Source organism: Synechocystis sp. PCC 6714, from assembly GCF_000478825.2.
In the GTDB taxonomy this organism is placed as follows: domain Bacteria; phylum Cyanobacteriota; class Cyanobacteriia; order Cyanobacteriales; family Microcystaceae; genus Synechocystis.
The window spans coordinates 2041745-2067457 of the sequence record NZ_CP007542.1 but is presented as its reverse complement, the minus strand read 5'-3'; the positions used below and the strand labels follow the sequence as shown (position 1 = coordinate 2067457).

Annotated in this window: 28 protein-coding genes, 1 tRNA gene and 1 other RNA gene; 18 read left to right on the top strand and 12 right to left on the bottom strand. The window is 49.4% G+C overall.

Annotated features, from left to right (window positions below):
• Nucleotides 1–165: 165 nt before the first annotated feature.
• The 3 genes from hrcA to D082_RS09480 form a co-directional block, all read right to left on the bottom strand.
• Entirely contained in the window at nucleotides 166–1302 is a 1137-nt protein-coding gene (gene hrcA / locus D082_RS09490) for a heat-inducible transcriptional repressor HrcA (RefSeq protein ID WP_028947898.1), read from the bottom strand.
• 184 nt (nucleotides 1303–1486) lie between these two features.
• Nucleotides 1487–1571: transfer RNA gene (locus D082_RS09485), tRNA-Ser, on the bottom strand.
• 57 nt (nucleotides 1572–1628) lie between these two features.
• The gene (locus tag D082_RS09480; protein WP_028947899.1) at nucleotides 1629–2198 is read right to left on the bottom strand and encodes a shikimate kinase; all 570 of its coding nucleotides are present in this window, start codon (nucleotides 2196–2198) and stop codon (nucleotides 1629–1631) included.
• A gap of 180 nt (nucleotides 2199–2378) precedes the next feature.
• Here D082_RS09480 and D082_RS09475 point away from each other — a divergent pair, with 180 nt between their 5' ends.
• The 5 genes from D082_RS09475 to D082_RS09455 all read left to right on the top strand — a co-directional run bounded on the left by D082_RS09475 (nucleotide 2379) and on the right by D082_RS09455 (nucleotide 6332).
• On the top strand, nucleotides 2379–3554 hold the full coding sequence (locus tag D082_RS09475) for a transaldolase (RefSeq protein WP_028947900.1): 1176 nt from the start codon (nucleotides 2379–2381) through the stop codon (nucleotides 3552–3554).
• A gap of 244 nt (nucleotides 3555–3798) precedes the next feature.
• Nucleotides 3799–3996, top strand: a complete 198-nt coding sequence (locus tag D082_RS09470) for a DUF2862 domain-containing protein (RefSeq protein ID WP_010871443.1) — start codon at nucleotides 3799–3801, stop codon at nucleotides 3994–3996.
• Nucleotides 3997–4131: 135 nt separating this feature from the next.
• Entirely contained in the window at nucleotides 4132–5220 is a 1089-nt protein-coding gene (locus D082_RS09465) for an ArsA family ATPase (RefSeq protein WP_028947901.1), read from the top strand.
• Nucleotides 5221–5275: 55 nt separating this feature from the next.
• Nucleotides 5276–5920 carry a peptide-methionine (S)-S-oxide reductase MsrA gene (gene msrA / locus D082_RS09460; protein WP_028947902.1) on the top strand — a complete coding sequence of 215 codons (645 nt, stop codon included), beginning with the start codon at nucleotides 5276–5278 and terminating at the stop codon, nucleotides 5918–5920.
• 124 nt (nucleotides 5921–6044) lie between these two features.
• Nucleotides 6045–6332, top strand: a complete 288-nt coding sequence (locus tag D082_RS09455; protein ID WP_028947903.1) for a DUF2288 domain-containing protein — start codon at nucleotides 6045–6047, stop codon at nucleotides 6330–6332.
• 38 nt (nucleotides 6333–6370) lie between these two features.
• On the opposite strand, the gene D082_RS09450 is transcribed toward D082_RS09455, so the two are convergent.
• Together D082_RS09450 and D082_RS09445 are read right to left on the bottom strand one after the other, a co-directional pair.
• On the bottom strand, nucleotides 6371–7150 hold the full coding sequence (locus D082_RS09450) for a tetratricopeptide repeat protein (RefSeq protein ID WP_028947904.1): 780 nt from the start codon (nucleotides 7148–7150) through the stop codon (nucleotides 6371–6373).
• Between the two features lie 117 nt (nucleotides 7151–7267).
• Nucleotides 7268–7798 carry a J domain-containing protein gene (locus D082_RS09445; RefSeq protein WP_028947905.1) on the bottom strand — a complete coding sequence of 177 codons (531 nt, stop codon included), beginning with the start codon at nucleotides 7796–7798 and terminating at the stop codon, nucleotides 7268–7270.
• 56 nt (nucleotides 7799–7854) lie between these two features.
• Between D082_RS09445 and D082_RS09440 the strand changes: the two genes are divergently transcribed.
• The gene (locus D082_RS09440) at nucleotides 7855–8460 is read left to right on the top strand and encodes a thylakoid membrane photosystem I accumulation factor (protein WP_028947906.1); all 606 of its coding nucleotides are present in this window, start codon (nucleotides 7855–7857) and stop codon (nucleotides 8458–8460) included.
• 128 nt (nucleotides 8461–8588) lie between these two features.
• Here D082_RS09440 and D082_RS09435 read toward each other — a convergent pair whose 3' ends face one another.
• The 5 genes from D082_RS09435 to D082_RS09415 all read right to left on the bottom strand — a co-directional run bounded on the left by D082_RS09435 (nucleotide 8589) and on the right by D082_RS09415 (nucleotide 13311).
• The gene (locus D082_RS09435) at nucleotides 8589–10271 is read right to left on the bottom strand and encodes a hypothetical protein (protein ID WP_028947907.1); all 1683 of its coding nucleotides are present in this window, start codon (nucleotides 10269–10271) and stop codon (nucleotides 8589–8591) included.
• A gap of 319 nt (nucleotides 10272–10590) precedes the next feature.
• Nucleotides 10591–11529, bottom strand: coding sequence for a glycosyltransferase family 2 protein (locus D082_RS09430; RefSeq protein ID WP_028947908.1), 939 nt, complete (start codon nucleotides 11527–11529; stop codon nucleotides 10591–10593).
• A gap of 180 nt (nucleotides 11530–11709) precedes the next feature.
• Nucleotides 11710–12588, bottom strand: coding sequence for a 4-hydroxybenzoate solanesyltransferase (locus D082_RS09425; protein WP_028947909.1), 879 nt, complete (start codon nucleotides 12586–12588; stop codon nucleotides 11710–11712).
• Between the two features lie 21 nt (nucleotides 12589–12609).
• Nucleotides 12610–12843, bottom strand: a complete 234-nt coding sequence (locus tag D082_RS09420) for a hypothetical protein (RefSeq protein ID WP_028947910.1) — start codon at nucleotides 12841–12843, stop codon at nucleotides 12610–12612.
• 102 nt (nucleotides 12844–12945) lie between these two features.
• Entirely contained in the window at nucleotides 12946–13311 is a 366-nt protein-coding gene (locus D082_RS09415) for a single-stranded DNA-binding protein (protein ID WP_028947911.1), read from the bottom strand.
• Nucleotides 13312–13420: 109 nt separating this feature from the next.
• Here D082_RS09415 and purE point away from each other — a divergent pair, with 109 nt between their 5' ends.
• The 4 genes from purE to D082_RS09395 all read left to right on the top strand — a co-directional run bounded on the left by purE (nucleotide 13421) and on the right by D082_RS09395 (nucleotide 16960).
• Nucleotides 13421–13951 carry a 5-(carboxyamino)imidazole ribonucleotide mutase gene (gene purE / locus D082_RS09410; RefSeq protein WP_028947912.1) on the top strand — a complete coding sequence of 177 codons (531 nt, stop codon included), beginning with the start codon at nucleotides 13421–13423 and terminating at the stop codon, nucleotides 13949–13951.
• 109 nt (nucleotides 13952–14060) lie between these two features.
• Nucleotides 14061–14987: an ornithine carbamoyltransferase gene (gene argF, locus D082_RS09405; protein WP_028947913.1), complete on the top strand. Its 927-nt coding sequence runs from the start codon at nucleotides 14061–14063 to the stop codon at nucleotides 14985–14987.
• A 25-nt stretch (nucleotides 14988–15012) separates the two neighbouring features.
• Nucleotides 15013–15699 carry a TrkA family potassium uptake protein gene (locus D082_RS09400; protein ID WP_028947914.1) on the top strand — a complete coding sequence of 229 codons (687 nt, stop codon included), beginning with the start codon at nucleotides 15013–15015 and terminating at the stop codon, nucleotides 15697–15699.
• Between the two features lie 325 nt (nucleotides 15700–16024).
• Entirely contained in the window at nucleotides 16025–16960 is a 936-nt protein-coding gene (locus D082_RS09395; protein ID WP_238546677.1) for a hypothetical protein, read from the top strand.
• Nucleotides 16961–17096: 136 nt separating this feature from the next.
• Here the strand turns inward: D082_RS09395 and D082_RS09390 are convergent, their stop codons facing one another.
• Nucleotides 17097–17993, bottom strand: a complete 897-nt coding sequence (locus D082_RS09390; RefSeq protein ID WP_028947916.1) for an amino acid ABC transporter substrate-binding protein — start codon at nucleotides 17991–17993, stop codon at nucleotides 17097–17099.
• Between the two features lie 116 nt (nucleotides 17994–18109).
• On the opposite strand from D082_RS09390, the gene rnpB reads away from it, so the two are divergent.
• The 6 genes from rnpB to psaK all read left to right on the top strand — a co-directional run bounded on the left by rnpB (nucleotide 18110) and on the right by psaK (nucleotide 21666).
• An RNA gene (gene rnpB / locus D082_RS17440) (RNase P RNA component class A) lies at nucleotides 18110–18545 on the top strand.
• Nucleotides 18546–18622: 77 nt separating this feature from the next.
• A complete protein-coding gene (locus D082_RS09385) occupies nucleotides 18623–18985 on the top strand; it encodes a DUF1818 family protein (RefSeq protein WP_081857632.1) in 363 nt (120 codons plus the stop codon).
• Between the two features lie 158 nt (nucleotides 18986–19143).
• Nucleotides 19144–19680, top strand: coding sequence for an LptA/OstA family protein (locus D082_RS09380; protein ID WP_038530646.1), 537 nt, complete (start codon nucleotides 19144–19146; stop codon nucleotides 19678–19680).
• 23 nt (nucleotides 19681–19703) lie between these two features.
• Nucleotides 19704–20462 (top strand): LPS export ABC transporter ATP-binding protein, encoded by a 759-nt coding sequence (gene lptB, locus D082_RS09375; protein WP_202963072.1) that lies wholly within the window; start codon nucleotides 19704–19706, stop codon nucleotides 20460–20462.
• Nucleotides 20463–20485: 23 nt separating this feature from the next.
• On the top strand, nucleotides 20486–21271 hold the full coding sequence (gene cobK / locus D082_RS09370) for a precorrin-6A reductase (RefSeq protein WP_028947920.1): 786 nt from the start codon (nucleotides 20486–20488) through the stop codon (nucleotides 21269–21271).
• 134 nt (nucleotides 21272–21405) lie between these two features.
• Nucleotides 21406–21666 (top strand): photosystem I reaction center subunit PsaK, encoded by a 261-nt coding sequence (gene psaK / locus D082_RS09365; RefSeq protein ID WP_028947921.1) that lies wholly within the window; start codon nucleotides 21406–21408, stop codon nucleotides 21664–21666.
• 131 nt (nucleotides 21667–21797) lie between these two features.
• Here the strand turns inward: psaK and D082_RS09360 are convergent, their stop codons facing one another.
• On the bottom strand, nucleotides 21798–23519 hold the full coding sequence (locus D082_RS09360; RefSeq protein WP_028947922.1) for a transglutaminase family protein: 1722 nt from the start codon (nucleotides 23517–23519) through the stop codon (nucleotides 21798–21800).
• Between the two features lie 216 nt (nucleotides 23520–23735).
• Between D082_RS09360 and D082_RS09355 the strand changes: the two genes are divergently transcribed.
• Both D082_RS09355 and D082_RS09350 read left to right on the top strand, forming a co-directional pair.
• Nucleotides 23736–24410, top strand: a complete 675-nt coding sequence (locus tag D082_RS09355; protein WP_238546676.1) for a hypothetical protein — start codon at nucleotides 23736–23738, stop codon at nucleotides 24408–24410.
• A gap of 196 nt (nucleotides 24411–24606) precedes the next feature.
• Nucleotides 24607–25572, top strand: coding sequence for an SPFH domain-containing protein (locus tag D082_RS09350; RefSeq protein ID WP_028947924.1), 966 nt, complete (start codon nucleotides 24607–24609; stop codon nucleotides 25570–25572).
• Nucleotides 25573–25713: the final 141 nt, after the last annotated feature.

Below are 25713 nucleotides of genomic sequence, written 5' to 3'. Positions count from 1 at the left end.
CAAAGCCTATTGGCATTACTCTTTGGGTGATCTAGTCCTGTTGTTGTGTTGCTTCACCTGGTTTAGTTGACACGATCCTGACCGCTTTCAACTGAGCCACCCTTTCTATGGGGCTATGGGGCTATGGGGCTATGGGGCGGGCTATGGGACTCCCTTTTTATAGAGCTAATTTTTGCTCAACGCTGCCGATAAACATTCAGCGGCCTTTTCCACCAACGGAATGGTTTGCTGATAGACCATGCGGGTAGGGCCCAAAATGCTCACACTCCCCACTGGTACCTGCTGTTGGCAATAAATAGCAGACACTAACGTGCAAGGATGCATGGATTCCAGGGGGTTTTCTGCGCCAATGCGGAGAGTGACCACTGGACGGGGTCTAGGGACAGTTTCCCCGGTTACTAAATTGATTTCCTGGCCCAAGTTAGCCAGGTTATCTCCATAATCATCGGGGTCGAATAGTACGGAAAATAATTGCTCCTGTTCCTGTTCCAGCAGATACAACAACATCTGGACTTGCTCTAGCTGGGAAAATTCCGGTTGTTGGATCACCTTAGAAACCCCGTGAACTACCAGGGGGGCTGTCATACGTCGTTGCAGAAGCGGTTTGAGTTGCTGTTGTAAATCCTGTAAAAAGTCGGCATAGATACTAAATTTTTGGTCTAGTTCCCGCCAATCTAAATGGCTTAGCTCGGAAAGATTCTTACCCCGTAATTGGGCATTAAGAAAATTAGAGAAAATCCCCAATTCCTGCTCCAATTCTCCCTGCTCTTTTGCTTCCATGGTGGAGGGTAAGTCAAGGGTGAGAGAGTGGGTGTGGTAACTGTCGGTCACCAGAATGATTAATATTTGGTTGGATGGCAACAGCATTAACTGTAAATGCCGCAATTGCACCGTTTCTGTTTGGGGAAAGGTAATTAGGGCGATATAACCGCTTAAGCTAGCTAAAATCTGACCCATTCTTTGAATTAGCGCTTCAAAGTGCCAATTATCACCGTTAATTTCACTTTCTAACCGTTGTTTGACCGTGCGGCTTTGGCGATCGCTCCAGGTCAGAAGATTATCGACATAAATGCGGTAACCGGAATCAGAGGGAACCCGGCCGGCGGACACATGGGGTTGGTAGAGCAAACCGGCTTTTTCTAGCTGGCCGAGGGCATTGCGAATGGTGGCGGAACTGACGGCAAATTGATATTCCTGGGCCAGGGTTTGGGAGCCCACAGGCTCGGCGGTGGCGATGTAGTGCTGGACGGTGGCGCGGAGAATTTGCTGATGGCGATCGTTTAAGCGGAGGGGCTTCACCATTGTTTCCTATGCGGGCTAAAGACTAGATATTAAAACTGGAGTTGTCAAACCGGGATTGAGATTGAAAAAGTCGCTAAAAAAACTAGATTATAAAATAATCGCCCGGGATTTGCTTGGTTCGTTACCAAGTAGCCCTAGGTTTAGATTATTTAGACTGATCAGATTGAGTTGAAATTTAAACAAGCGGAGAGGGTGGGATTCGAACCCACGTTGAGTTTCCCCAAACCCGATTTCAAGTCGGGCGCATTCGACCACTCTGCCACCTCTCCAAGGGGTCAAAGATTAGTTAATCATCTTACCATGGTCGTCCTAGGGACATTGCCCAGTCAATTTTGTTCAGCACTGCATTGGGGTTTAAGCAGTCCTGGGATGGTAGCCAGTAATTCCCCGGCGATCGCCAGGGGGTCCTGATCCGCTTGCAAGGGAAACCGGAGATCCGCCTGGGCGTAGAGGGGTTGCCGTTGGGTCAATAAATTTTCTAACCGTGCCTCTAGATTTTCCACCTGGAGCAGGGGCCTTGCTTCATCTCCCTGGAGCCTGGTCAGCAATAGATCTAATGGACAATCGAGCCAAATGACAAGGCCATGGTGTAAATAACTCCAATTTTGTCGCCTTAGCACCACCCCGCCCCCGGTGGCAATGACGCTTCTGGTCTGGGCCGCCAGATGCCCCAACACCTCCGTTTCCAAATCCCGGAAAGTCTCCTCCCCATCCTCCGCAAAAATGTCGGCGATCGCCTTGCCGGCCACGCGCTCAATCAACACATCGGCATCGAAAAAACGGTACCCCAACTGTTCTGCCAACAAAGGCCCGACGGTGGATTTACCACTGCCCATCATACCGATTAGAAACAGGTTAACGCCTTGTAATTGTTCTTTAATTAAGTCCTGGGCCATGGCAAAAGTTGCAGAGGTTGAAAAATGGTAAACAGTAATCCGAAGTTGATTTGCCCCCTAGGGTTCGGCAATGCATCGGCGTTCCCTAGCTTAAATTATCTTGATGTCCAAAGAAGGCTCGCTTTCGGGAATCACCATTACCATTGGAGGGAAAGACGTTGAACTTGTTTAATCGCCATTATGGGTAAGAATCTCCTCGAACAACTGCGCCAATTTACAGTGGTGGTGGCCGACACCGGCGACATCCAAGCCATTGAAACCTTTACCCCCAGGGATTCCACCACTAATCCTTCCTTGATCACGGCGGCGGCCCAGATGCCCCAGTATCAGGAAATTGTGGACAGCACCCTGCTCAAAGCTAAAGATGAAGCCGGGGAAAATGCCCCTATTAAAGACATTGTCCAATTAGCATTTGACCGTTTGGCGGTGGCCTTTGGCCTCAAAATTCTGCAAATTATCCCCGGCCGGGTTTCTACAGAGGTGGACGCACGCCTTTCCTACGATACGGAAGCCACCATTGCCAAAGCCCGTTATCTCATCGGGGAATATGCCAAAGCCGGCATTGATAAAAAACGAATTCTGATCAAAATTGCTTCCACCTGGGAAGGTATTAAGGCGGCGGAAGTGTTGGAACAAGAAGGCATCCATTGCAATTTGACTCTGCTGTTTGGTCTCCACCAGGCGATCGCCTGTGCCGAAGCCAAAGTTACCCTAATTTCCCCCTTTGTGGGACGCATTTTAGACTGGTACAAAAAAAGTACCGGTAAAGAATATGCTAGCCACGAAGACCCCGGGGTGCAATCCGTCACCACCATTTACAACTACTACAAGCGGTTTGGCTACAAAACTGAGGTGATGGGGGCCAGCTTCCGCAACATTGGCGAAATCATCGAATTGGCTGGCTGTGACCTATTGACCATTTCCCCCCAATTATTGGATCAACTGCGGAACACGGAAGGAGATTTACCCCGTAAACTCGACCCCACTAGGGTGCCCCAGGACATTGAAAAAATTGTTATGGATAAAACTACCTTCGACAAAATGCACACCGAAGATCCCATGGCCTCGGAAAAACTAGCCGAAGGCATTGCCGGCTTTACCAAAGCGTTGGAAGTTTTGGAGCATTTGTTAGAAGAGCGGTTAAAAGTTCTGGATGGTCAAGAACACATCAAGCATGGAGCAGAGGAAATTTTCCATGCCTACGATTTGGACGGGGATGGCTTCATCACCAGGGAAGAATGGGCCGGCACCGATGTCGTTTTTGATGCCCTAGACCGGGACCATGATGGCAAAATCACCGCCGCTGAAATGTCCGCTGGTTTGGGCGCTGCTTTCCGTTTGGCTTCTGTGGGTTAGGTTGACTGCCCAGCAAAGTTTGGATTTCTTTAGTGTGTGCAAGTAAACAATGGGGGAAATTTCCCCTTTTTTGCTTTTCTTCTCTGCATCCTGTTTTATCCCCATCGAAGTGATTGGTTCTGGCCCCATGAAGTTGCCAATTTTTTTGCCCATTTGTCGCCATGGCCAAGACTGGGAAAGGCGCAGATTCCGCTAAACTAAGGGGGATTGCAATGTTTCTTTACTTAACCACCATTTAAGCAATATGACGATTGAAATAGGTCAAAAAGTTAAGGTTTACCGTCTGCGGGATCGGGTTTCCCCCGATGTGGTAGGTAAACTGGGCAAAGTCGGTGTCGTTAAAGATTTTAAGATGACGGACGGCAGTGGCATTGGGGCGGTGGTTTCCTTTGATGACCGCACTGCCACCTGGTTCTTTGAGGACGAACTCAAGGCCATCTAGGTGGTTTAGTTGAGTTAACCATTGGGCCATCATTCCCCATTTGCTCTGCTCACTTTTCCCGATCGCCGATGGCATTCGTTATTTCGGTCTAGTTCGGGAATATTTGTTGTTTTTGCTGGATTCTAGGAAGTTTCTGTGGCGTTAGTTCTGACTTTTTTAGGGAAAGGCGGTGTTGGCCGCACCACGGTGGCGATCGCCGCGGCTAAAAAACTGGCCCAGGGGGGCCAGAGGGTGCTGGTGCTAGGGCAAGATCCTAGTTTGGCCTGGCAATGGGACGTGGCCCTGTCGGAAACAGCCCAGGGGATAGAAGCAAACATCGATGGTTTACTACTCAGTTCCACCCATCTGCTGGAAAGGGGCTGGGAAAAGCTCAAGGAAGTGGAAGCCCAATATCTGCGATCGCCAGCGCTGAAAAATATCTACGGAGAAGAACTGGGGGTTCTGCCGGGCATGGACGAAGTGCTGGTGCTCAATGCCCTGCGGGAATACGAACTGAGCGGCCGCTATGACGTGCTGATTTACGACGGTCCGGGCAATCTCTCCACCCTGAGAATGTTGGGTATCCCTGAAATTGCCAGTTGGTATTGGCGCCGCTTCCAAAAGGTATTGGCGGATTCGGAAGTGGTGCAGACCCTTTCCCCCTTTGTGCAGCCCGTGGCCAGTGCGGTACTGAATGTTAACTGGAGTCCGGACCAAATGCTCAACCACCCTGATGGGCCCCAAAACCTTCTCCAGCAGGGTAAAACGGCGATCGCCGATCCCAATCGGTTTGCCGCTTACTTGGTAACCAGTAACGATGCCCTGGCGCAAAAAACAGCCCAGAGCTATTGGGGCGGAGCCCAGCAGGTGGGGGTGACGGTGAAGGGGGTGATTCAAACTCCCCTGGGGGCAGGCAACTTAGATGCTAATTTGTTTGATCCGTTGCCCATTGCGGCTCTGCCGAGTTACAACCAAGGTAACTGGCAACCCCTAATGGATGCGCTGCCCAATCCCCAGGCCATGGGTTCTGCCCCCCGACCATTGGAAATTGATGTTAACGCCCGCCAGGTGAAAGTATTTTTACCCGGTTTTGATAAACGTCAGGTGAAATTAACCCAGTCCGGGCCAGAGTTAACCATTGAAGCGGGGGATCAGCGGCGCAACATTGACCTACCTGGTAACCTACGGGGTAAGGCAGTGGCGGGGGCCAAATTCCAAGGAGGATATTTAATTGTTAGTTTTTAGTGTTAACTTGACCAAATCGCTCCGTAGACGTAGTTTCTGGTTCACCCTGGCCCTGGTGGGTATGGCGATCGCCGTGGGTGGTTATTTAATCAATCCTTTTTCCAAAGTCATCCCCGATCCGGTGGTGGATATTACTCTGGTATCTAGTCCCAACAATGGAACCGAAAAAGCTGTTTTTGCCGGGGGCTGTTTTTGGGGCTTGGAAGCCATGTTTGAGGAAGTGCGAGGGGTGCAGGGAGTACAAACGGGCTACAGCGGCGGCACAGAGGCCACTGCTAACTATTCCAGGGTGAGCGGCGGCGGCACTGACCATGCGGAGTCCATCGAAATTGTTTACGATCCGACCCAAGTAAGTTACGGGGAATTGCTGAAAATTTTCTTTTCCGTCGGCCATGATCCCACCCAAGTTAACCGCCAGGGCGTAGACCAGGGTCGCCAATATCGTTCTGCCATTTTTGCCACTACTCCCGAACAAAAACAGGTGGCCCAGGCTTACATTGACCAGCTAGAAGAAAGTCAGGCCTTTGACCAGGCGATCGCCACGGAGGTAAATGATTTTGATACCTTTTACCCAGCAGAAGATTATCACCAGGATTTTGTCCAACGGAATCCGGCCCATCCCTATGTGTTGGTGCATGATTTGCCTAAACTACACAAATTCCGCCAACAGTACAGTGATAAGCTAAAAGTCAAAAGTTAACGCCTAAAGAACTTCACACCAATGGTTGCGCCTAGTTGAAATGGGTCTAGGATAATCCCCTTAGCTCATTCAACCAGTACCAAAGGTAAACGAAATAACGAGAGACATTATTGATCCAAAATCAATGGCGGATATTCAAAAACAGTTACAAGAAGAATTAGCCCCCATGGATTGGGGCACCATCATTCCCCATGCCAAACGGGATGCGGTGATTGTGGTGGACGGTAGTTTAGATTTGCTCTCCGTCGGTCTGGCGATCGCCAAGGATGAAGTCAACCAAGTAAACCATTGGATTAGTGAATTGCTGATCCATAAACCCACTGAGCAGGAGTTAACGGATTGGAATGACCAGCCGGAACGGGAATTTCAAACCCTGATCGTCCAACCCTATGTATTAGTACAGCCCGGTTGAATTGATGGGCTTTAAGCACCGCTTCTAAAAGGTCCAACCTAAGCCTCAATGGCCCGGATTTGGGTCAGTATGGCCTCCGTTTTTTGCGCCATATCTGCCTTGCCCTGGGCATTGAACAACGAAGCGGCCTTGGTCAGATCGGCGATCGCCTTGGGTTCGTCCCCCAGACGGTATTGGGTTAAGCCCCGATTAAAGTGGGCTTCGGCGGAGTCGGGATCTAACTGAATGCTTTGGTTATAATCCGCCAGGGCCTGTTGGTCTTGCTTGAGACGGTTATGGGTCAACGCTCGATTGTAATAGGCATTGGCATGCTGGGCATTGATACGAATCGCATCGTTATAGTCGGCGATCGCCGTGGTGGCATTACCCAATTGGGACTGGGAATTACCCCGGTAAACGTAAAAGTCCGCATAATTGGGATTAATTTCGATGGCATTGCTGCAATCTTGAATGGCTTTGTCGTACTGGCTCAGTAAAAAATAGGCGTAACAGCGGTTACCTAGGGCATAGGCAAATTGGGGATTTAAACTAATGGCCTGGTTATAGTCCGTAATGGCCGCTTGGTATTGCCCCAGCACATGTTTGGCATAGCCCCGGTTATAGTAAGCATCGGCATCCTGGTCATTAAGCTTAATGGATTCAGTGAAATCGGCGATCGCCCCGGAGAAATTTTGCGCCGCTAGCTTATCCACCCCATCGTTGTACCATTGCACCGCTGACTTAGTTTGGGCCAACACCGGCAAGCTCAAGCCCCAAGCAAAGGTTAAAGCCATTAGGGTCAAGCGTTGGGGCCAGGAAAAAACATGTGGGGATGCCATAGGATTTTTCAAAATTAACATTGGGTCAATGGACAGAGGCGGGCTTTAGTTGGCCTAGATTAGGCCAATGTACTCGCCATGGGTAACGGGATTTGTTTGGGTTGAAATTAAACTCTCCTACCCCAGATTGATGAACCATGGTAGCAAGCTAGGAATTACCAATGGGTCTCCCCTCAGCCAGGCAATTAACAGGGCCAAGGCCAAACAGCCCCCCAGGGTTAGGCCCAAAAGAGCCAGCGCAAAAAACTCCCCCGCCGACAAAGGGCGATCGCTAGCATCCAAATAGGCTGAGTTTTTGCCAAAATTGTCCACTGTGGCCTGATTTTGTCCCCACGGTTGATCCGATGGCACTTGGATTACATTCCAACGAGAATAACCAATTTGCAAGTCATACACAGAACGGCGATCGGGATTGCTCAAAACAGCATAGGCCTCATTCAAGCGCTGAAATTTCAGCGTAGCAATGTCTGCGGCCAATAGGGTGGTGTCAGGGTGATAACGTTTGCTCAACTCCCGATAGGCCCGACGGATGGCCACGGGGGAGGCGGCGGGGTGAAGCTCTAACACACCGTAATAACTGTTGGCAAAAGGGGAAGGGGATGCCCCCGGTCGGGGTCGAGATTGGGTGGAATGGGGCTGAGAAGACACAGGAAAGTTTAAAGTGGGAAAGGCTTTGCCCTATTTTAGACTGAGTTTTTTCAACGATGAATATGTCTGTGTATTTCCCCTGGTTAGCCCGTTGTCGGCGTTTTCTTGTGGCTACCTTTGCCTTAGTTATTTTAATGTTCGGCATCTGGGGAACTCTACCCTTTTCCCTCTCTGATCAAGGTACGGCGATCGCCGCTCTGGAAGATGACCGCTACGACGGCAACATTTTTGTTGTCTATGCTGGCAATGGTTCTCTGGTGCCCCCCCGCTTAAATTTAAGGGAATCCTTTGACCGCAAATTACCAGTTATTTTGGTTTACTACCTCGACGACAGTAGGGACTGCAAACAATATGCCTTCATCGTTTCCCGCATGCAGGAATTTTACGGCCGGGCTGCTAGCATTATTCCTGTTTCCGTTGACGGTATCCCTGACCAAAAGCGCTTCCGCCGGGATGAACCTGGTTACTATTACAGTGGCGGGGTACCCCAGACGGTGATCCTAGATAAAAACGGTAAAAAAGTATTTGATGCCCAGGGGGTCCTCAAATTTGAAGTGGTGGACGATGTTCTACGGGATTTATTTGACCTATTGCCCCGTTCCGAGTCCGTTGAACTTCAACAACGCACTTATAACGAATTCAACAGTGAATTAGTTGACTAACCAATTCTTTCCGGCAACAAAAAACGGATAGGCCCCTTAAATTTGGCTTTATCCGTTTCTTGGTCTAATTCTTTCTAGGGATCACAAGTTTAGGCGCTCCGTTGACTTTATCTAGACTGCAAAAAGGGTCAAGGATTTTCGGGACCAAAATCGAAATCATCCAAGGAGCCTGAAGACCCGGATAGATTGGTATCCCCCAATAAAGCATCAAGATCATCTAATTCACCACCATCGCTGGGGGCATCTTCGCCAAGCATATCCACTAAACTCGGAAAAAGATCATCCTCTTCCCCCTGGTCTATCCTCGGTTGATCCGCACCACCTTCATCAGTTTGCAGGAGGGCCAAAAGATCGTTATCCGAAGCATTGGGATCCTCATCCAGAATATTGATGAACGGATCACCCCCGTGGGTTTCCGGGTTAGCCCCGAGTAAATCAGGGAAATCTTCCCCCTGCTCGGTCAACATCTCCATGCCGGTAAAACTCATACTGATGGACTCTTCGGCGGAAAAATCCGGCAATAGTTCTTCTTCGCCCTGCCCGGGGAACATTTCCGGCTCCCCTGTTTGTAATTCCAGTAGGAAGTCAAGACCATCTGCACCACCATCGGCATCCCCTGGCAAAATTTCTTCCGTGGTCGGCCCTGGGGTCTGAATATCTGTGCCAAAATCTTCCAGTAAATCCCCAGGCAGGTTTAAATCATCGCCATGGCTGGAGGTAAAGGAAAGCTCTTGGTTGAATGCTTCCAATTCTCCGATGGTTTCCACTGGTTTCTCGTCGAACAAGGGCAATTCAGCCCTTTGCTCTTCTCCGGTCAGCTCCGCTAAGAATTCGTCATCCCTGTCTTCCACTGCCCCAAGGAATTCTGCCGTTTCTAGGCTGGACAATTCCGTCAGTTCTAATTCCAAGTCGCTTTCATTGGCAAAACCTGTGGCCGGCAGAGATGTTTCGGATGTTTCCTCTGTGAAGGAGTCGGCGGGGGCATCAACCCAATTTTCCAGATCAGCACCAGTGTCTAGGGTTGCAGTGATTTCAGGGGGAGGGGCATCGAAGGGGGAAAATTCCTCTGTGTCCGTTTGCTCAAAAGATTCTACTTGTTCTGCAGTTTCTCCCGCTTCCACCTCGGTGGAACCATCAACCCAGTTTTCCGCCTCAGGGATGACGGCTTCTAGTTCTACAATTTCTTCTTCGGTTTCCGTTGCTTCGGCAGGCTCGGCCGTTGGAATAAATTCTTCGTCAGTGGTTTCCCCTAGATCGGCGATCGCCGGGGGAACAAAATCAGGGGCCAATGGTTCTTCTAGCTCCACTGCCGGGGCTAGGGGCGATTGCTGGAGGGATTCAATTTCCGCCTGATACTGGCTCTGCAAAGCCTCCACTGTGGCTTGGTGTTCCTGCTCCATTTCCAACAGACGGGCTTGGAGAGTGGCGATCACTCCACTCTGGTCGGGGGGCAACTCATTCAACGCCGGGGCGTTTTCCCTAAGGGATTGGAGATCTTCTTCCAGGGCAGTTTTTTCTGCTATTAACTGGGCTAAGGTTGCTGCCTGGGTCCCTTGGAGTTCATCTAGCTGAGTGCGATGGTTGGCTTCCAGGGCCTCTAGCCTAGCTTGGAGGGCTTTGGTTTCCCCTTTTTGGGCTTCTAACTGAAATTGGAGAGCTTCAGTGTCTTCACTGGCACTTTTGGCCCGGCCCAGTTTACTTTTAGTGCTTTCCAGCCTCTTTTGAAGTTTAGTAACTAGGGTGAAATAGGTACCGGCAAAACCAACGACTAGACCGATGATTCCCGCCAACACCAAAAATAAAGTTTGCATGTAATGTCTCCAAAGTGACAGCTAAGTTAGAAAAGACCCATTTTGGGGAGCTTTGCAGTAACGGATTGTTAGTCTGGTTGACCAACGGGGAAAAGTGGTCTTGGTTGGGCCAGAAAACTCAATTCACTCTAACAGTACGTAAATAAATTGAATGACCAAGATTAGCTTAAATGATAGGTAATTTTGGGAAAGTGGTGCCCTTAAGTCAAAATTTCTTAAGAATTACCCCCGCAGGCTCGGGAAAAATTAGTCTTATCCTGCCCGAAAACGTACCAGAACAGATCAGTTTTGCACTGCTTTGACCTGCTTTAAATCAGTTTTAGCTGGAAGCTTGGCTTTCCGCAAAGGCGGCATAAACCCCCTGGACGTTATACCAATTGAGGAAAATGCGGGCAATTTCTAGGGCTAGTTGGGGGCGTCCATGGTCAATGAGCCACTGGAGGAGGGGAGCCATGGTTTTTTCGTTTAGGCGGCCTCCCAAGGATAGTAGGCCCCACATTAGCCAATGGAGTCTGGTCATTTGGATCATTAGCCTCACTTCCCAGGTGGGATGTTTCTGGTAAAACAACACTCCCATCCTTCCCCTTTGCACTTCCTGGTCAATTAATTTGGGGATTTGTTGCAGACTGAAGGGGGGATGCCAGTGATAGCCCACTGCTCGGGGGCATTTAACCAGTTTCAAGCCCAGATTTTTTAGCCGGACCCCCAATTCCAGGTCTTCCCAACCATACAGTTGAAAACCCATATCGAACAGCCCCGCCTCCAACAACCATTTCTTGGCGATCGCCACGTTGCCAGTGGCAAAGAAAGCGGCGGAATAGTCGGTCAGTTTATAGGGTTCCGATTCCGGCGCCTCAAAATTGCAAGTGTTGACCACAGCGCCATAGGTAAAAACCCGGTCAGAATTGTGTTGTTCCTTGCCCCGTTGCAAACCTTCGGCATGGGCCTGGAGAAATACCTCCGTCACCACTAGGTCGCTGTCAATGAAAATAATCGTGTCCCCCTGGGCTTCGGTTACCCCTAGGTTCCGGGCGGCGGCGGGGCCTTGGTGGTCTTGGGTTAATTGCCGCAGATGGGGAAATTCTGCTCGATGGGCTTCTAGCCAGGCTACGGTGCCATCGGTGGAGCCATCGTCCACCACCACTATTTCATAACCAGCGATTGAATCTTGGTTAAAAACCTGTTTTTCCAGGGCCCGCAGACATTTTTCCAGGATCGGCAAACGGTTATAGGTGGGAATGACAACACTGAAAAACATAAATAAGCCCAGGTTTTTGCGAGGGGATTTTCAGCTTAGCAAAACATGTGGCGGCAGATCCCTTTCCTGACCCGCACACTGACAACCCAACTATGGAGAGACTAGGGAAGGAAATCAATGGATGGGGGATTGAAAAGGATGGTGGAGGGTTCATCCTTTTCGTATTTGTTTCTTTGACCATCAAAGCCAGCCCAACAACATCCCGACTAACAAAATAAAGCCGATAACGACATTTTGCCCGAAAATTTGTCCATATAATCTGGGCTCTGGTGTGGGAACACTGAGCTGAATGTATTGGATCACCCAGCCGATGATGGCGATCGCCAAACTGAGCCAATAGAGGGGATTGAGCCCCAGAATCATACCTAAGTAAAATAAGCAACCGATGGTGAGGGCAAAAAAGATCCCCACCGCTTCCCCAACGTATTTACCGAAAAATAGGGCGCTGGAATTAACCCCAATGCGGCGATCGTCCTCCCGATCCGCCATGGCATAGACAGTGTCAAAGCCGAGGGTCCAAAACACGGTGGCCCCCCAAAGCACCCAGGCAGCATTGGTTAAATTCCCTGTGACTGCACTCCAACTAATTAGCACCGCAAAGCCCCACGCCAGGGAAAGGACCAATTGGGGCACGGGAAAAACTCTTTTTGCCCCAGGGTAAGCCAGAATAACCGGCACTGCCGCCACACAGAGCCAAAAACTAAGGGGAGTAAGGTAAAAAGCTAGCCCCGCCGCACACAGTAGGGCCACTAATGCCACCCCAATGCCCACCTGTACGGAAAGGGTTCTAGCCGCTAGGGGACGTTCTTTGGTGCGCTCCACTCGGGGGTCAATGTCCCGGTCCCAAAGGTCATTGACCACACAGCCCAAACCACTGGTGGCTAGAGTTCCCAAAGCAATGATGCCCAGCAGAGGCAGGGGGGGTAAACCTTCTGCGGCCAAACACACTGCCCACAGGGCCGGAATCATCAAAATCAATCGGCCAGCAGGTTTATGCCACCGCAACAAATAAATGATCGTCAACCAAATGGGCTGAGAAGAAGGGGTTTGGGCAATCATAGGCAAAGCTCAAAAGTTACTTTACTCCGGGGAAGGAGGACGGTCACTGCTCCAGGCCCACCAACCTTGGCCACATTCACATTGGTAAAATTCCTGCCATTTGCGCCGTTGGTCATCCCCCAGCACTGGCGATCGCCGGTTGATCCAAGCCCGGAGGGCCTGACGGGGACCGGCCTGGCATTGGGGACAGCAAAAACCCCTGGCATGGACGGTGTCCTCAACCCAAGGGGGAGGAGTAGGGTCAAAGACTTCCATGGGTTTCTGGCATGGGTAATGGGAAAAAATCTTTAGCTAAAAGACCAACAGCGGCGATCGCCGTAATTTACCGACGTAGGCAGGGAGCAACTGATCGGATAGCTAGAATTCGTCGGGGTAATTGTTCATGGTGCCTTCGACGTTATCCCGCTTCGAGCCGAGTAAATCCAAATTATTGACCCGAATCACTGGTTTAGAACGGGGGGTACCGGAGTTACGGTCTTCCCAATGGTCAAATTTTAACGATCCTTGGATACCAATCAAACTACCTTTTTTGACGTAGTTACCGGCTATTTCAGCGGTTTTACCCCAAATTTCCAAGTCAAACCAATCGGGGGGTTCATCCTTCTTGCTTGTACGTCGGTTCACCGCTAGGGTGAAATTGCACACCACATTACCAGACTCAAAATATTTCACTTCCGGGTCGCGGCCGGCCCGCCCCACTAGATGGATACTGTTGATTGACATAAAAGTCTTTCCTTGGGATCTCGAAGATTTTCCGATACGCTATTAGCGGTTAGCCTCAGTTTAAAGTCAAACCTCCATCTTCGTCATCTCGATCCAATCTATTTAATCTATGACTTCCCCCTCTCCCCTGGTCGGTATCATCATGGGAAGCGATTCCGATCTCCCCACCATGGCAGCGGCGATCGCCATTTGTGAAGAATTTGCCGTGGCAACGGAAGTGGCCATTATTTCTGCCCATCGTACCCCGGGAAAAATGGTGGAATACGCCCAAACGGCCCACCAGCGGGGCTTAAAGGTAATCATTGCCGGGGCGGGGGGAGCGGCCCATCTGCCGGGGATGGTGGCGGCCCTGACCCCTCTGCCGGTGATCGGTGTGCCAGTGCAGACTAAAACCCTACAGGGGGTAGATTCCCTCTATTCCATTGTGCAAATGCCGGGGGGCATTCCGGTGGCCACGGTGGCGATCGGCAATGCTAAAAATGCGGGGCTCCTGGCGGTGCAGATGCTAGCCAGCCATGATCCAGCTTTGCTAGAAAAAGTACAGCAATATCGCCAAAGTTTAGAAACCATGGTTTTGGATAAACAAAAGCAGTTGGAGAGCCTGGGTTACAGGGCTTATCTGGATCAGCAAAATCAGTGACTTTTAGTATCTTTGCCACAGCCCAAAGACCATCAACCGAGTATGGCAAAATGAGGCTTAATTTAGATGTTAATTCGACCACCACATTGGACAACGGGGGATAAGGGCTATGGGCATTAAGGCGTTGGCGGGCAGGGATCTATTGGCGATCGCCGATTTGACCATCGAGGAAATGAAATCACTCTTGCAATTGGCGGCGGATCTCAAGTCCGGTGTGCTCAAGCCCCGTTGTCAAAAAATCCTCGGTTTATTGTTTTATAAAGCCTCCACCCGCACCAGGGTTTCTTTCACCGCTGCCATGTACCAACTGGGAGGGCAAGTGTTGGATTTAAATCCCAGCGTTACCCAGGTGGGTCGGGGGGAACCCATTCAGGACACCGCTAGGGTACTAGACCGCTACATTGACATCTTGGCGGTGCGGACTTTCAAACAGGCGGATCTGCAAACCTTTGCCGACCATGCCAAAATGCCCATCATTAATGCTCTGAGCGACCTGGAGCACCCCTGTCAAATTTTGGCAGATTTACAAACCATCAAAGAGTGCTTTGGTAAGTTGGAAGGGTTAACAGTTACCTACCTGGGAGACGGTAACAATGTGGCCCATTCCCTAATCCTAGGGGGAGTGATGATGGGGATGACAGTGCGGGTGGCTACCCCCAAGAACTATGAACCCTTGGCAGAAATTATTGAACAGGCCCAACAAATTGCCGCCCCAAGGGGGAAAGTGGAACTGACCGATGACCCTAAAGCCGCCGCCCAGGGGAGTCATATTCTTTACACCGATGTCTGGGCTAGCATGGGGCAAGAAGATTTGGCCAACAGCCGTATCCCTATTTTTCAGCCCTATCAGATTAACCAAGAACTCTTAGCCCTGGCGGATCCTGAGGCCATTGTCCTCCACTGTTTGCCGGCCCACCGAGGGGAAGAAATCACTGATGCTGTGATGGAAGGGCCCCAATCTCGACTCTGGGACCAAGCAGAAAATCGCATGCACGCCCAAAAGGCTTTGATGGTAGCCCTGCTGGGCTTGGTATAACACAGCTCAATTTAGAACGAAATTAATGAAAACTAGTCATTTTCTCAGTTTAATTCGCCAGGAAAAACGACAATTTGCGGTGATTGGCCTGGGTCGATTTGGTCGGGCAGTGTGCGAGACTCTCCACGTCAATGGCTATGAGGTGTTGGGCATTGACCAGGATCCCAAACTGGTGGCGGAAGTATTGGCCGATCGGGTGGTGGGTAACGCCATCAGTCTCGATTCCACCGATGACACGGCCCTGCGGGAAGCTGGCATTTTTGAAATTGAAACGGTAATTGTGGCGATCGGTAATTACCTCAAAGAAAGCATCATTACCTGTCTCAATCTCAAGGAAGGGGGAGTAAAGTCCGTTGTTGCCAAAGTTTCCTCCGACACCCACGAAAAAATTCTTAAGCGCCTTGGGGTTGATCTAATTATCTTTCCCGAGCATAAAGCCGGCCAGGATTTGGCCTATACCCTCACCACCCCGGCGATCGTTGACCGCTTCAAACTAGACCCCAACAACAGCATTGTGGAAATTCTCGTCCCGGAAGAGTTTTGCGATAAGACCCTAGCGGAATTACAATTGCGGAAAAACCATGGGGTTAGTGTTTTAGCAGTGGGTTACGAAGAAAAATTTAAAATCAATCCCCCTCCCCAGGAGCGATTAGAACGGGGCATGATTCTGGTCCTCTTAGGTTCCAACGAAGATATCAGTCGTCTAGTCTAATATTTTGTTTTGGGCGCAATAAACTAGAGCACATTAATCAGCCTTATAACTAGCAACAAATGCCAATCTAGTCATAGTGAAAATACAACCTATGGGTCTTTCGGGGTTTTATTCCTAGCTTAAATTTCAAATTTACATGAGCTGATTAGTCCTGCCAAATATATTTGTTGATTTTGGCTTCCTTATTTTTAGCTGTTTACCCTACACTCAAATCAACCGAGAGATATAGTCAATCAAATTAAGATTGAGACTACCAAGTCCTTTACCAAAGAGGCTTTTAGCTCCGGTCAGTGTCTTACTTTCAATTAAATCAACTATAACATTATTGTTTAGCCGCCAAAGAATGAGAATAAAATTTATCTTTTACAATTTGATTTTTATCCTGTTTCAAGCTGACTCCGTTTACGCTTGGGAAAAAAGTTTGCAAAATGAAATTGAGATTGATTCGAATTGGCGCATAAAAACTATTGACAATGGATCCATTGGTCGATTTTCAGATTATTCACCGATGGAAGAAAAATTTTTCAGTAACCTAGATAATTGGCAATACCAACAAAATTTGATCAGGCTTCACAGTAAATTCGAGTCAACTAATTCAGAAAATTCAGGATTAGAGTCGGTGACTCAAGCTATTTTAATTAATAAAAATAAGCAGAAAAACTTAGAAGATTATGGTGCTGATTCTAGTTTAATTGCGGAATTAGACCAGCTACTCCTGGTTGATGAACAAGTGAAATCTCCAAAAGATAATGATAATTGTAATAATCCCACTGCCAACATTAAACCATCTACAAATTTGTGGTCTTTAACCGATAAATATCTAACTATTTCTCCCATTTCCTGGCATATAGATTATACAGAACCCGATGTCAATAATTTTCCCTTTGGTGTTGGAGCCGCCTACGATTTTGAGATTATTAATCCTAATTATGGTTTTTTAAATAGCTTGATTGAAGATTCAGTGGTTAGTTTAGAGTTTAATATTTTTAGAGATTCAGACTTTGGCTACCCTTCAGCGTACGCTGGTCTTAGTTTAAGAAAAAATATTTTTGCTAGCCCAATTCAAATTGGTTCCGGGATGGGATTGCTTTACACAACACAACTCCAGGAGTTATCGGGCAGTCCAGTGCTCCCGTTTATGTTGCCTTTTATACAAACTGACTTTGATAGCCCAGTCAATTTACGGGTAGTTTACATCCCATCTTTTGCTGACTATAACAGTCAACAATTTTTCTTTACCTTATTAATTAAAATTAATTGATTTGCCGAACAAGTTCTGACTGCAATCATTAATTAGTTTAGCTTAGTTTTAAAACTAATTCTTCTGACCAAACGCATTTTGTCTACCATCCAATCAGGCAGGGTCGTTTTCTACGAATTTTGCTCAATTAATATGGCTAATAACTAATGATAGGAATCCACTCAAAACTGTCCACAATACCTTGGTAATAATCGTTAATAGTTTCCCGAGGATAGGGCGCCACACCGGTTTCCTCATCAAACCAGCGTTCGTAAATTTCCACCGCCGTGGTCTGATCGCTGATTACCCCTTCCATATATTTGATCAGACTGTAGTTGACCAAATTGCGCCAGTCAGAATCATCTTTGGGCAATAGGCAAGCATAGGCTTCGTATTGGTAAGGAAAACTGGGTGCCACTTTCCACTGTTGGGGGTTGCTAGAAGTTTTTCGTAATCCGGCTAGTACAATACCATCCCCGGCAAAGGCTTCGATTTCTCCGGTTTCAAGCTTGGCCATACCATCGGCTTGGTCTTTGACAAATACCAGACTAGCCCCGGGTTGAAAATTGCGAATAGCCTTTTCGTTAGTGGTGTCGGGAATAACGCCGATCGCCCGACCGGCCAAAGAATCTGCGGATTCTAAATCACTATCTGCTGCGGTGATAATTTTAGTCCCATCAGCAAAGTAACTCACTGAAAAATCCACCGTTTCCGTTCTATTCCAGGTGAAGGTGGAAGAGGCACATTCCAAGTCAATGGTTTGATTGGTGATCAGATCAAAGCGGTCATCGGCGGTGGCTTGCACCACATTTAACTTGATCGGTTTACCCAGTCGAGCTTCCGTTTCCTGGCGAATTAACTCCAAAATATCGAGGGAAAACCCCACCCATTGCCCCTTTTCATCGACATAGGCAAAGGGCACCGCATCTTTCCTAGTGCCGGCATTGATGACCCCCGTTTGTTGAATGCGGTCCAATACCTCCCCAGCCCAACTGGGCAAACCCACAGCTCCACTGAGTAATATGGACAAAGCTAAACAGGCAAATTTTTTCATTGGAACAACTCCTAGCACCAATTTCCCAAGACTACGGAGGGGGCAATGAAGTTTCAACCAATTTTTGCCGGAAATCATACCGGCGCAGAGTTCTAATCAATGGCACACTAGAAAAGGAGAGTTAGGGCGGGAGTTGCGGATTCCTGTCATAGGGAATCTGAGGAAAGTCCGGGCTTCCTAAAGGCCAAACTTGCTGGGTAACGCCCAGTGCGCGTGAGCGTGAGGATAGTGCCACAGAAAAATACCGCCTTTTTCGCAAAACAGTGACCGGGAACAGTCTGAAATACCGACTAGTACCTGGAATCTGATGTCTGATCACTGAAAAAGGTAAGGGTGCAAAGGTGCGGTAAGAGCGCACCAGCAGTATCGAGAGGTACTGGCTCGGTAAACCCCGGTTGGAAGCAAGGTCGGAGGGGCAAAGGTTGGTCTTTTCCCTGTCCCATTATTGGTGGAACCGCTTGAGGAATTTGGTAACAAATTTCCCAGATAGATAACTCCCCAAGGGTGCCTCGCATCCTGGAACAGAACCCGGCTTACGACTAACTCTCTTTTTCCTTGGAAGGATTTTCCCGAGCAAATCCAGAAACTTTATCGATTGTTTGTTCAACCAGGACAGAGTGAAAGTTTAGGTGAAAATTAGAACAATTCAGGAAGGTGAGGGTTGGCGCTGGGGCTTTGATCCCAATGCTTCCGATTTTCCCTTTTTAATTGGTTCCGAAGATTGGGCGGTGGAGTTGACTGGGGCCGAGTTTGCCGATTTCCATCGCTTGAGCAGGGAGTTGGCCCAGACTGTAACGGCGATCGCCGGGGAGTTGATGGAGGAGGAAAAAATTTGCTGTGAATTGAGCAGTGAGCTAATTTGGCTAGAAATTGAGGGCTATGCCCACGCCTATGGGTTGAGATTTATTCTGCAACAGGGGCGCAAAGTAGAGGGCGGTTGGCCGGCGGAAATGGTACCAGGCTTGTTAAGCAGTTTGCAAACCCATAGCTAAGGGGAAACCTAAACCGAGGCTAAACGTCCCTAGCCCAGGGGTGGAGGATGGATTTGTGGCCTTGGCAGAGCAAAGAAATTGCCTGAATTCGCTACACTAGGCTTTACCGGGTTGACAATCTTCCCCTGCTTCTTTCCCTAGCTTGCCCGTTAGCGATTATGGTTCGTTTGCCCATGGTATTCCCTCAACGTTTTTCCACCTCCAGTTTGGTCGCCCGTTCTGGCCGCTGGTTGGCGATCGCCATTGCCTCATTGGTGGGTTTGTCTTCATTACCCCTCAGCAACGGATCCTCTGTAGTAGCCCAAACCGCTCCTTCTAGCCCCATGACTGTGCGTTCCGACATCCAAGAGGCCAATTCCCAAACCGGGGTGGTCACCGCTAGGGGCAACGTTCAAGTTTACTATCCTGCCCGGAATTTGCAGGCAACGGCGGCCCAAGCCCAGTATTTTTCCCAAGAGAGGCGTTTGGTGCTCAGTGGCAACGTCTATGTGCTCCAGGACGGCAACAGTATGCGGGCGGAAACCATGACCTATCTGGTGGATGAAGGACGTTTTGTCGCCAATCCCCAGGCAAATCAGCAGGTGGAATCAATTTATCTAGTGGAAGAATCCCAAAACCAAGGCGGCCCCGCCCCCGCTGGCCCCAATCCCCTCCCCGGTGACACTTTGCCTGATTTACCTCCCCTGGGTTCTTAGCTGTGGGATACTAACGGCATTAGGTGAAAGGCTCTTTAGCGAGAACGGCGATCGTGACCCTAGTTTTAGAAAACATCCATAAACTTTACGGTAAACGTTGTGTGGTCAATCGGGTCAATGCCCAAGTCGCCCCGGGGGAAATTGTTGGCTTACTTGGCCCTAACGGAGCGGGAAAAACCACCACTTTTTACATTGCCACGGGATTGGTAAAGCCGAATACAGGGCGGGTGTGGCTCCACCAGCGGGACATAACTAATTTGCCCCTGAACCAACGGGCTCACCTCGGTTTAGGCTACCTAACTCAACAGGCCAGCGTATTTCGCCAGTTGAGTGTGCGGGATAATATCCTCCTCGCTTTAGAACAAACGGGAGTTTCTTTGCCCCTACGGAAGCATCGGCTTGAGCAACTATTGGCGGAGTTTCGCCTGGAAAAAGTTGCCAACACCCAGGGCTCACAAATTTCCGGGGGAGAACGGCGACGCACTGAGTTGGCCCGGGCTCTGGCGATCGGGGTGGAAGGACCAAAATTTTTGCTCTTAGATGAACCCTTTGCGGGGGTTGACCCCATTGCGGTGGCAGAAATTCAGACTATCATTGCCCAGTTGCGGGAACGAAATATGGGCATTTTAATCACCGACCATAATGTGCGGGAAACCCTAGCTATTACTAACCGGGGTTACATTATGCGGGATGGGCAAATTTTGGCTTCCGGCAGTGCAGGGGAGCTATCGGAAAATCCCTTGGTGCGTCAGTATTACTTGGGTGAAAAATTCCAGTTGTAGATAATCCATCGAATAATTTGACCATAGTGATTACCCTGCCAACTGTTTGGTTAATCGGCGGCACTGCGGATAGTCGTGTCGTTGCCGAAGGGTTAATTGCCCAGGGAATAAACTGTCTGGTGACGGTAACCACCCCGGAAGCTGCGCCTCTATATCCTGTTCATCCCTGCTTGACTGTGAAAGTAGGGGCACTAAGCCCAGAACAGATTCCAGCTTTTTTGCAATGCCATGGCATTGCAGTCATTGTCGATGCTTCCCATCCCTTTGCATCCCAAATTACCGCCACGGTTACGGCGATCGCCAGAAAGCAAAAAATTCCCTATCTCCGATTTGAGCGGATGTCCCTAGCTTTGGGAAAAAATACCCTAGAAGTGCCCGACATTCAGAGTTTAACCGCAGGACAATATCAGCCTTACTTGATGGGAAAACGGGTGCTGTTGACCGTTGGAGCCCGATGGTTAAGCCATTTCGGCCCACTGCAGAGGCAAGCGATTCTATTTGCCCGTATTTTGCCCTATCCCCAGGCCCTAGCCCAGGCGATCGCCGCTGGGTTTACTTCCGACCGAATTATTGCTATGCGTCCCCCCGTAGCTGAACCATTGGAAAAAGCCCTGTGGCAACAATGGCAAATTCAATCAGTGGTGACGAAAGCTTCCGGTGCCCAGGGGGGAGAATTGGTTAAGCAAAAAGTGGCTGAAGCATTGGGGGTAACCCTGATTAGAATTGCCCGTCCTCCAAAGATTCAAGGGCAAACAACCGATGATTTAAACAAGATCACAGAATTTTGCCAAACCCATCTTCTAAACTGACACTAGGAAATTTGTTAAGTATTGCAAAGCTGGTTTCCCAGGGGCAAAGTCGCCCCGTAAGATGAAACTTTTAAAGACCCCCATTAGTGTGGGGTTATGGCTTTAAAAACCATCTTTAATTCTGGAGAATCTCAATGCATAGCTTTTTACTGGCCGCCGCCGTTCCCACCACCTTGTCCTGGAGTCCTAAAATTGCCGGAGTGATGATTGCCTGTAATATTTTGGCGATCACCTTTGGCAAATTGACCATCAAACAACAAAATGTTGGCACTCCTATGCCTTCTGCCAACTTCTTTGGGGGCTTTGGTTTGGGGGCTGTGCTGGGCACGGCCAGCTTTGGTCACATCCTGGGCGCTGGGGTCATTCTGGGCTTAGCCAATATGGGAGTGCTCTAAGGCTAGGTGGGGTCTGCTCAGACTAGCATTTGTCCTTTGGGAAAATAGCAACGGCGATCGGGCTATCAGGGAAAATTGTCAGCCTGGTCGTTGTTTTTTCAGGGGTCTGTACGAACAAAGAAGGGGAAGACTTAGCCATCAGCAAGATGTGCAGCTGGGTCTAGTTCCTCCAGAATAGTAAATTGCACATGGTTAATGGCCAACTCACCGATGGAAACCACCTGTTTATTAACAGGAATACCTTGGCTGAATAACTGCTCAAACGGCACATCTTTAGCGGTTTCAGCATGGTACCAAGCTAGACCCATAAAGAAACGGGTGGGGTAAGGGCCACCGTCGTTGGTGTCGTCCGGGTTCGATTCCATAGGCAGCCAACCAATGCCGGGGAGATAAAACTCAAACCAAACATGGTTGAAGTCCGGCTCCATGGGTAAATTACGCTTGAGAGGATGGGGCGGGCATTTGTAGCGACCGGCGGTGCGACAGGCAATGCCGTTTAAACGGGCTAGGGCGAGTAGAACTCCCACATATTCACCGCAGGAACCCACCCCCCGGCGTAGAGCCAAGTCAGGGGTGTCAATGTGGGGCTTAATGCCATAGGAAAGGCGATCATAGACATAATTGCGGATATTAAACATCTTACGGAGGACATTGGTCTCTCGACCGATCGCCTCAGCGGCGGCCCGGATAATGATATCGGTTTCCATGCTGAGGTTATCGTTATCCACCAAATACTGATCGGCAAAGCCTTCTGGTAAAGCGGGTAGATGCTCGCAATCACTGGGCTTAAGGCGGTACTTGATCCCCCACACCTCCATTTCCACCCGCCAACCAAACACGGCCCTACTTTCCAAATCGAGCTGGTCAAATTCGAACACGGCCACCTTTTGTCCGTTCACATCATCAATGCGGCTAAAGGGTAGACCCACTGGTTCAATGGTGCGAATTTTTTGCCGGAGGGTTTCCGCTGGTAAGGCCATTCGCCATTCCACCTGTTTAAGCTCCACCGGATCCAGAGGAGCTAATTCTTCCGCATAACGCATTTCCACCAGGTAACCGTTGGAAAAAGTACAGCGTTTTTGGTGATCGTTGTGGAAGTATAGGGGGTGGATAAACGTGGTTTCTCGGTACATCAACTCATGGTTAGGATCGGCATTGGGGTTGTCCCGGATGTATGGTTCCTGTTGTACATAGGCCACATAAAGGGTTTCTTTGCCCCTGGGTTGATCGTGGTAAAAAGCCAATCCTGTGGGATTTTCAAAGGGAGTAATCAGACTGAACTCGACTTCTCCTGTGGCCCGGTCGAGGCAATAAACACTCTGCTCAGCGCTGTCACAAACCCAGAGTTCTTCCCCCCGCACAGTGATGTTCTCCACACCAATACCAGGACTGTAAAAAGTTGCCACTAGCTTGCGGGTATCCCGTCCATAAACCCAAATGTAGCCCCGTTTATGGCAGGTGATGTAAACGGTGTTTTCCCAAATGGCAACGCCGTTGACCGGCTCTTCAAACCAAGCAAATACTTCAGGTTTGAGGTCTTCCTCCGCCAGGTTGCAAGTGTAAACGTACTGTCCAGCAGTGAACCATAATTGCCCATTGGCGTCCTGTGTAGTCAATCCCTGCGGTACCGCCAAACCCGTGGCACCAATAAACTCTTGCCAGTACTGACCATTGAGCAGTTTGGTATTGTTCGTGCGGGGATCAACCTCCAGCAGATAGCCGTTTTTACTATCCACCGCCAGCAATCGGTCCCCGTCAAAGACAATGCCATGGATAGAAACAGCGGCAACGGGACGGATGGTTTTCCCCACAAAAGAGGACTGATCGGGCACGGAATCGGCAACCATAAACACCAGATGGCAGGACAGCTTAGGCAATTCTATACCCTAACAAAGGCTGGAGTGGGGCTAATGCTCGTCACGAACGTTTTTCACCCCTGGGGGGAGTGCCGCCATGGCTTTACAATGGAGTCAAGGCAACAAAAACCCTCGCTAAACTGTCCTTTGGCCCTGGGAAAGTGCTTTTGTCTGGGCACAATGGTCAGAAAAAGTTCCAAAAGGATTGAGATAATGGCTAATAAGATTGGTTTTATGGGTTTGGGTTTATTCGCTGCCATGGCAGGGGGTATAGCTCTGGGGCCTGTGGTGAAGGCGGTCCCTCCGGTGGGGCCATCCCCGATCGCCCAGAATGGAGCCTCCCCTTTGACAGTGGACGTGCTAAAAAACCTGAGCTACACCATTCCCGACCAAAGTACATATTCCCTTAACAATGGTGTGTTTGCCGGAGGAACTTTTAGCCTTAATTTGATCAAGCCCATTGCCATTGGTGATGTGGACCAAGATGGCGACCAGGATGCGGCGGTAATTCTCCGCAGACAGAGCGTAGTTAGTCCCGACGAATTGATCTACCTGGCGGTGGTGGCCGTGGGGCCCAATGGTTCCCCCTCTAACCCCGATACCTATTTCCTCGGCGATCGGGTCCGGGTACAAAGTCTAGTGATTAAAGATGGACAAATCCGCCTCAACATGTTGAAACACCAGCAGGGAGACCCCGAATGTTGTCCCAGCAGCCTGGTTTCTGAAGCCTATCAGTTGGATGCTGTCGCGGGAACTCTCCAACCCATCACCCTCAATGAACAGCAACGGCAGGAAATTCATATCCAGGATTTACCCAGCCAGGCCTTACCCGGCGACCAGGACGAACCTTTCCAGCCTCCATTGGATCAGTTCCAAATCCAACTCTAGGTCTGGTTAGCTCTGGTTATTCCCTTCCCAGGGCCTTTCACTCAGTCAGTTTTTCCATCTTCCACACCTGAATGCCTGAATGAATTTTGTTCAGTTGGCAAAGCGCAAAGTTTAGTTAATAAATTGCTTTAATCATTTGCCCCACCGGCATTGACCCAGAGTTCGTCCTTTTTCCCAATAACAGCGGAGCTTAACCATGGAAGCTTTTTTTCTCTTCTTTCTCGTCTTCTTCGGGTCGGCGATCGGTACTTCCGTCAAAATCGTTAACGAAAAAAACGAATACCTAGTGGAACGGCTAGGGAGCTATAACAAAAAACTTACCCCCGGCTTAAATTTCACCATCCCCATCTTGGATCGGGTGGTCTATAGGCAAACCACCAGGGAAAAGGTCATCGATATTCCCCCTCAATCCTGCATTACTAAAGACAACGTGGCCATCACCGCCGATGCAGTGGTCTATTGGCGCATCGTTGACATGGAGAAAGCATATTACAAAGTGGAAAATCTCCAATCCGCTATGGTCAATCTGGTGCTGACTCAGATCCGCTCGGAAATTGGCAAACTGGAATTGGATCAAACCTTCACCGCCCGTACAGAAATCAACGAATTATTGTTGCGAGAACTAGACATTTCCACCGACCCCTGGGGCGTTAAAGTCACGAGGGTGGAACTGCGGGATATTATGCCTTCTAAAGCAGTGCTGGACTCCATGGAATTACAGATGTCGGCGGAAAGGAAAAAACGGGCCGCCATTCTCACCTCCGAAGGTCAGCGGGATTCCGCCATCAACTCCGCCCAGGGGGATGCCCAAGCCAGGGTACTGGAAGCCGAAGCATTGAAAAAAGCCGCCATTCTCAATGCCGAAGCCGAACAGCAGAAAAAGGTGTTGGAGGCCCAAGCCACCGCAGAAGCCCTAGCCATTCTGACCGAAAAATTGAAGTCCGATAGCCACGCTAGGGAAGCCCTCCAGTTTCTCTTAGCCCAGCAGTACCTCAACATGGGGATTGCCATTGGCAGTAGCAACAGCAGTAAGGTAATGTTCCTCGACCCCCGTAACATTCTTTCCACCCTAGAGGGGGTGCGCTCCATTGTGGGGGACGGTGCTCTGGACGAAGGGTTAGCGGCGGCATTGGATAAAGTCGATCGCCATCGGGCAGTTTAGCCCAATCCCTGGAGCGTGGTGTTTTCTTGCTAAAGGCTACCATTTCAGGTTATATTCAGTTTAAATTTCCCGGGCATTAGGCTTATTTCTTCTGACGGTGCCTGGGTTATTTGAGAGGGATTTCAACCCCTCAGGGTCAGT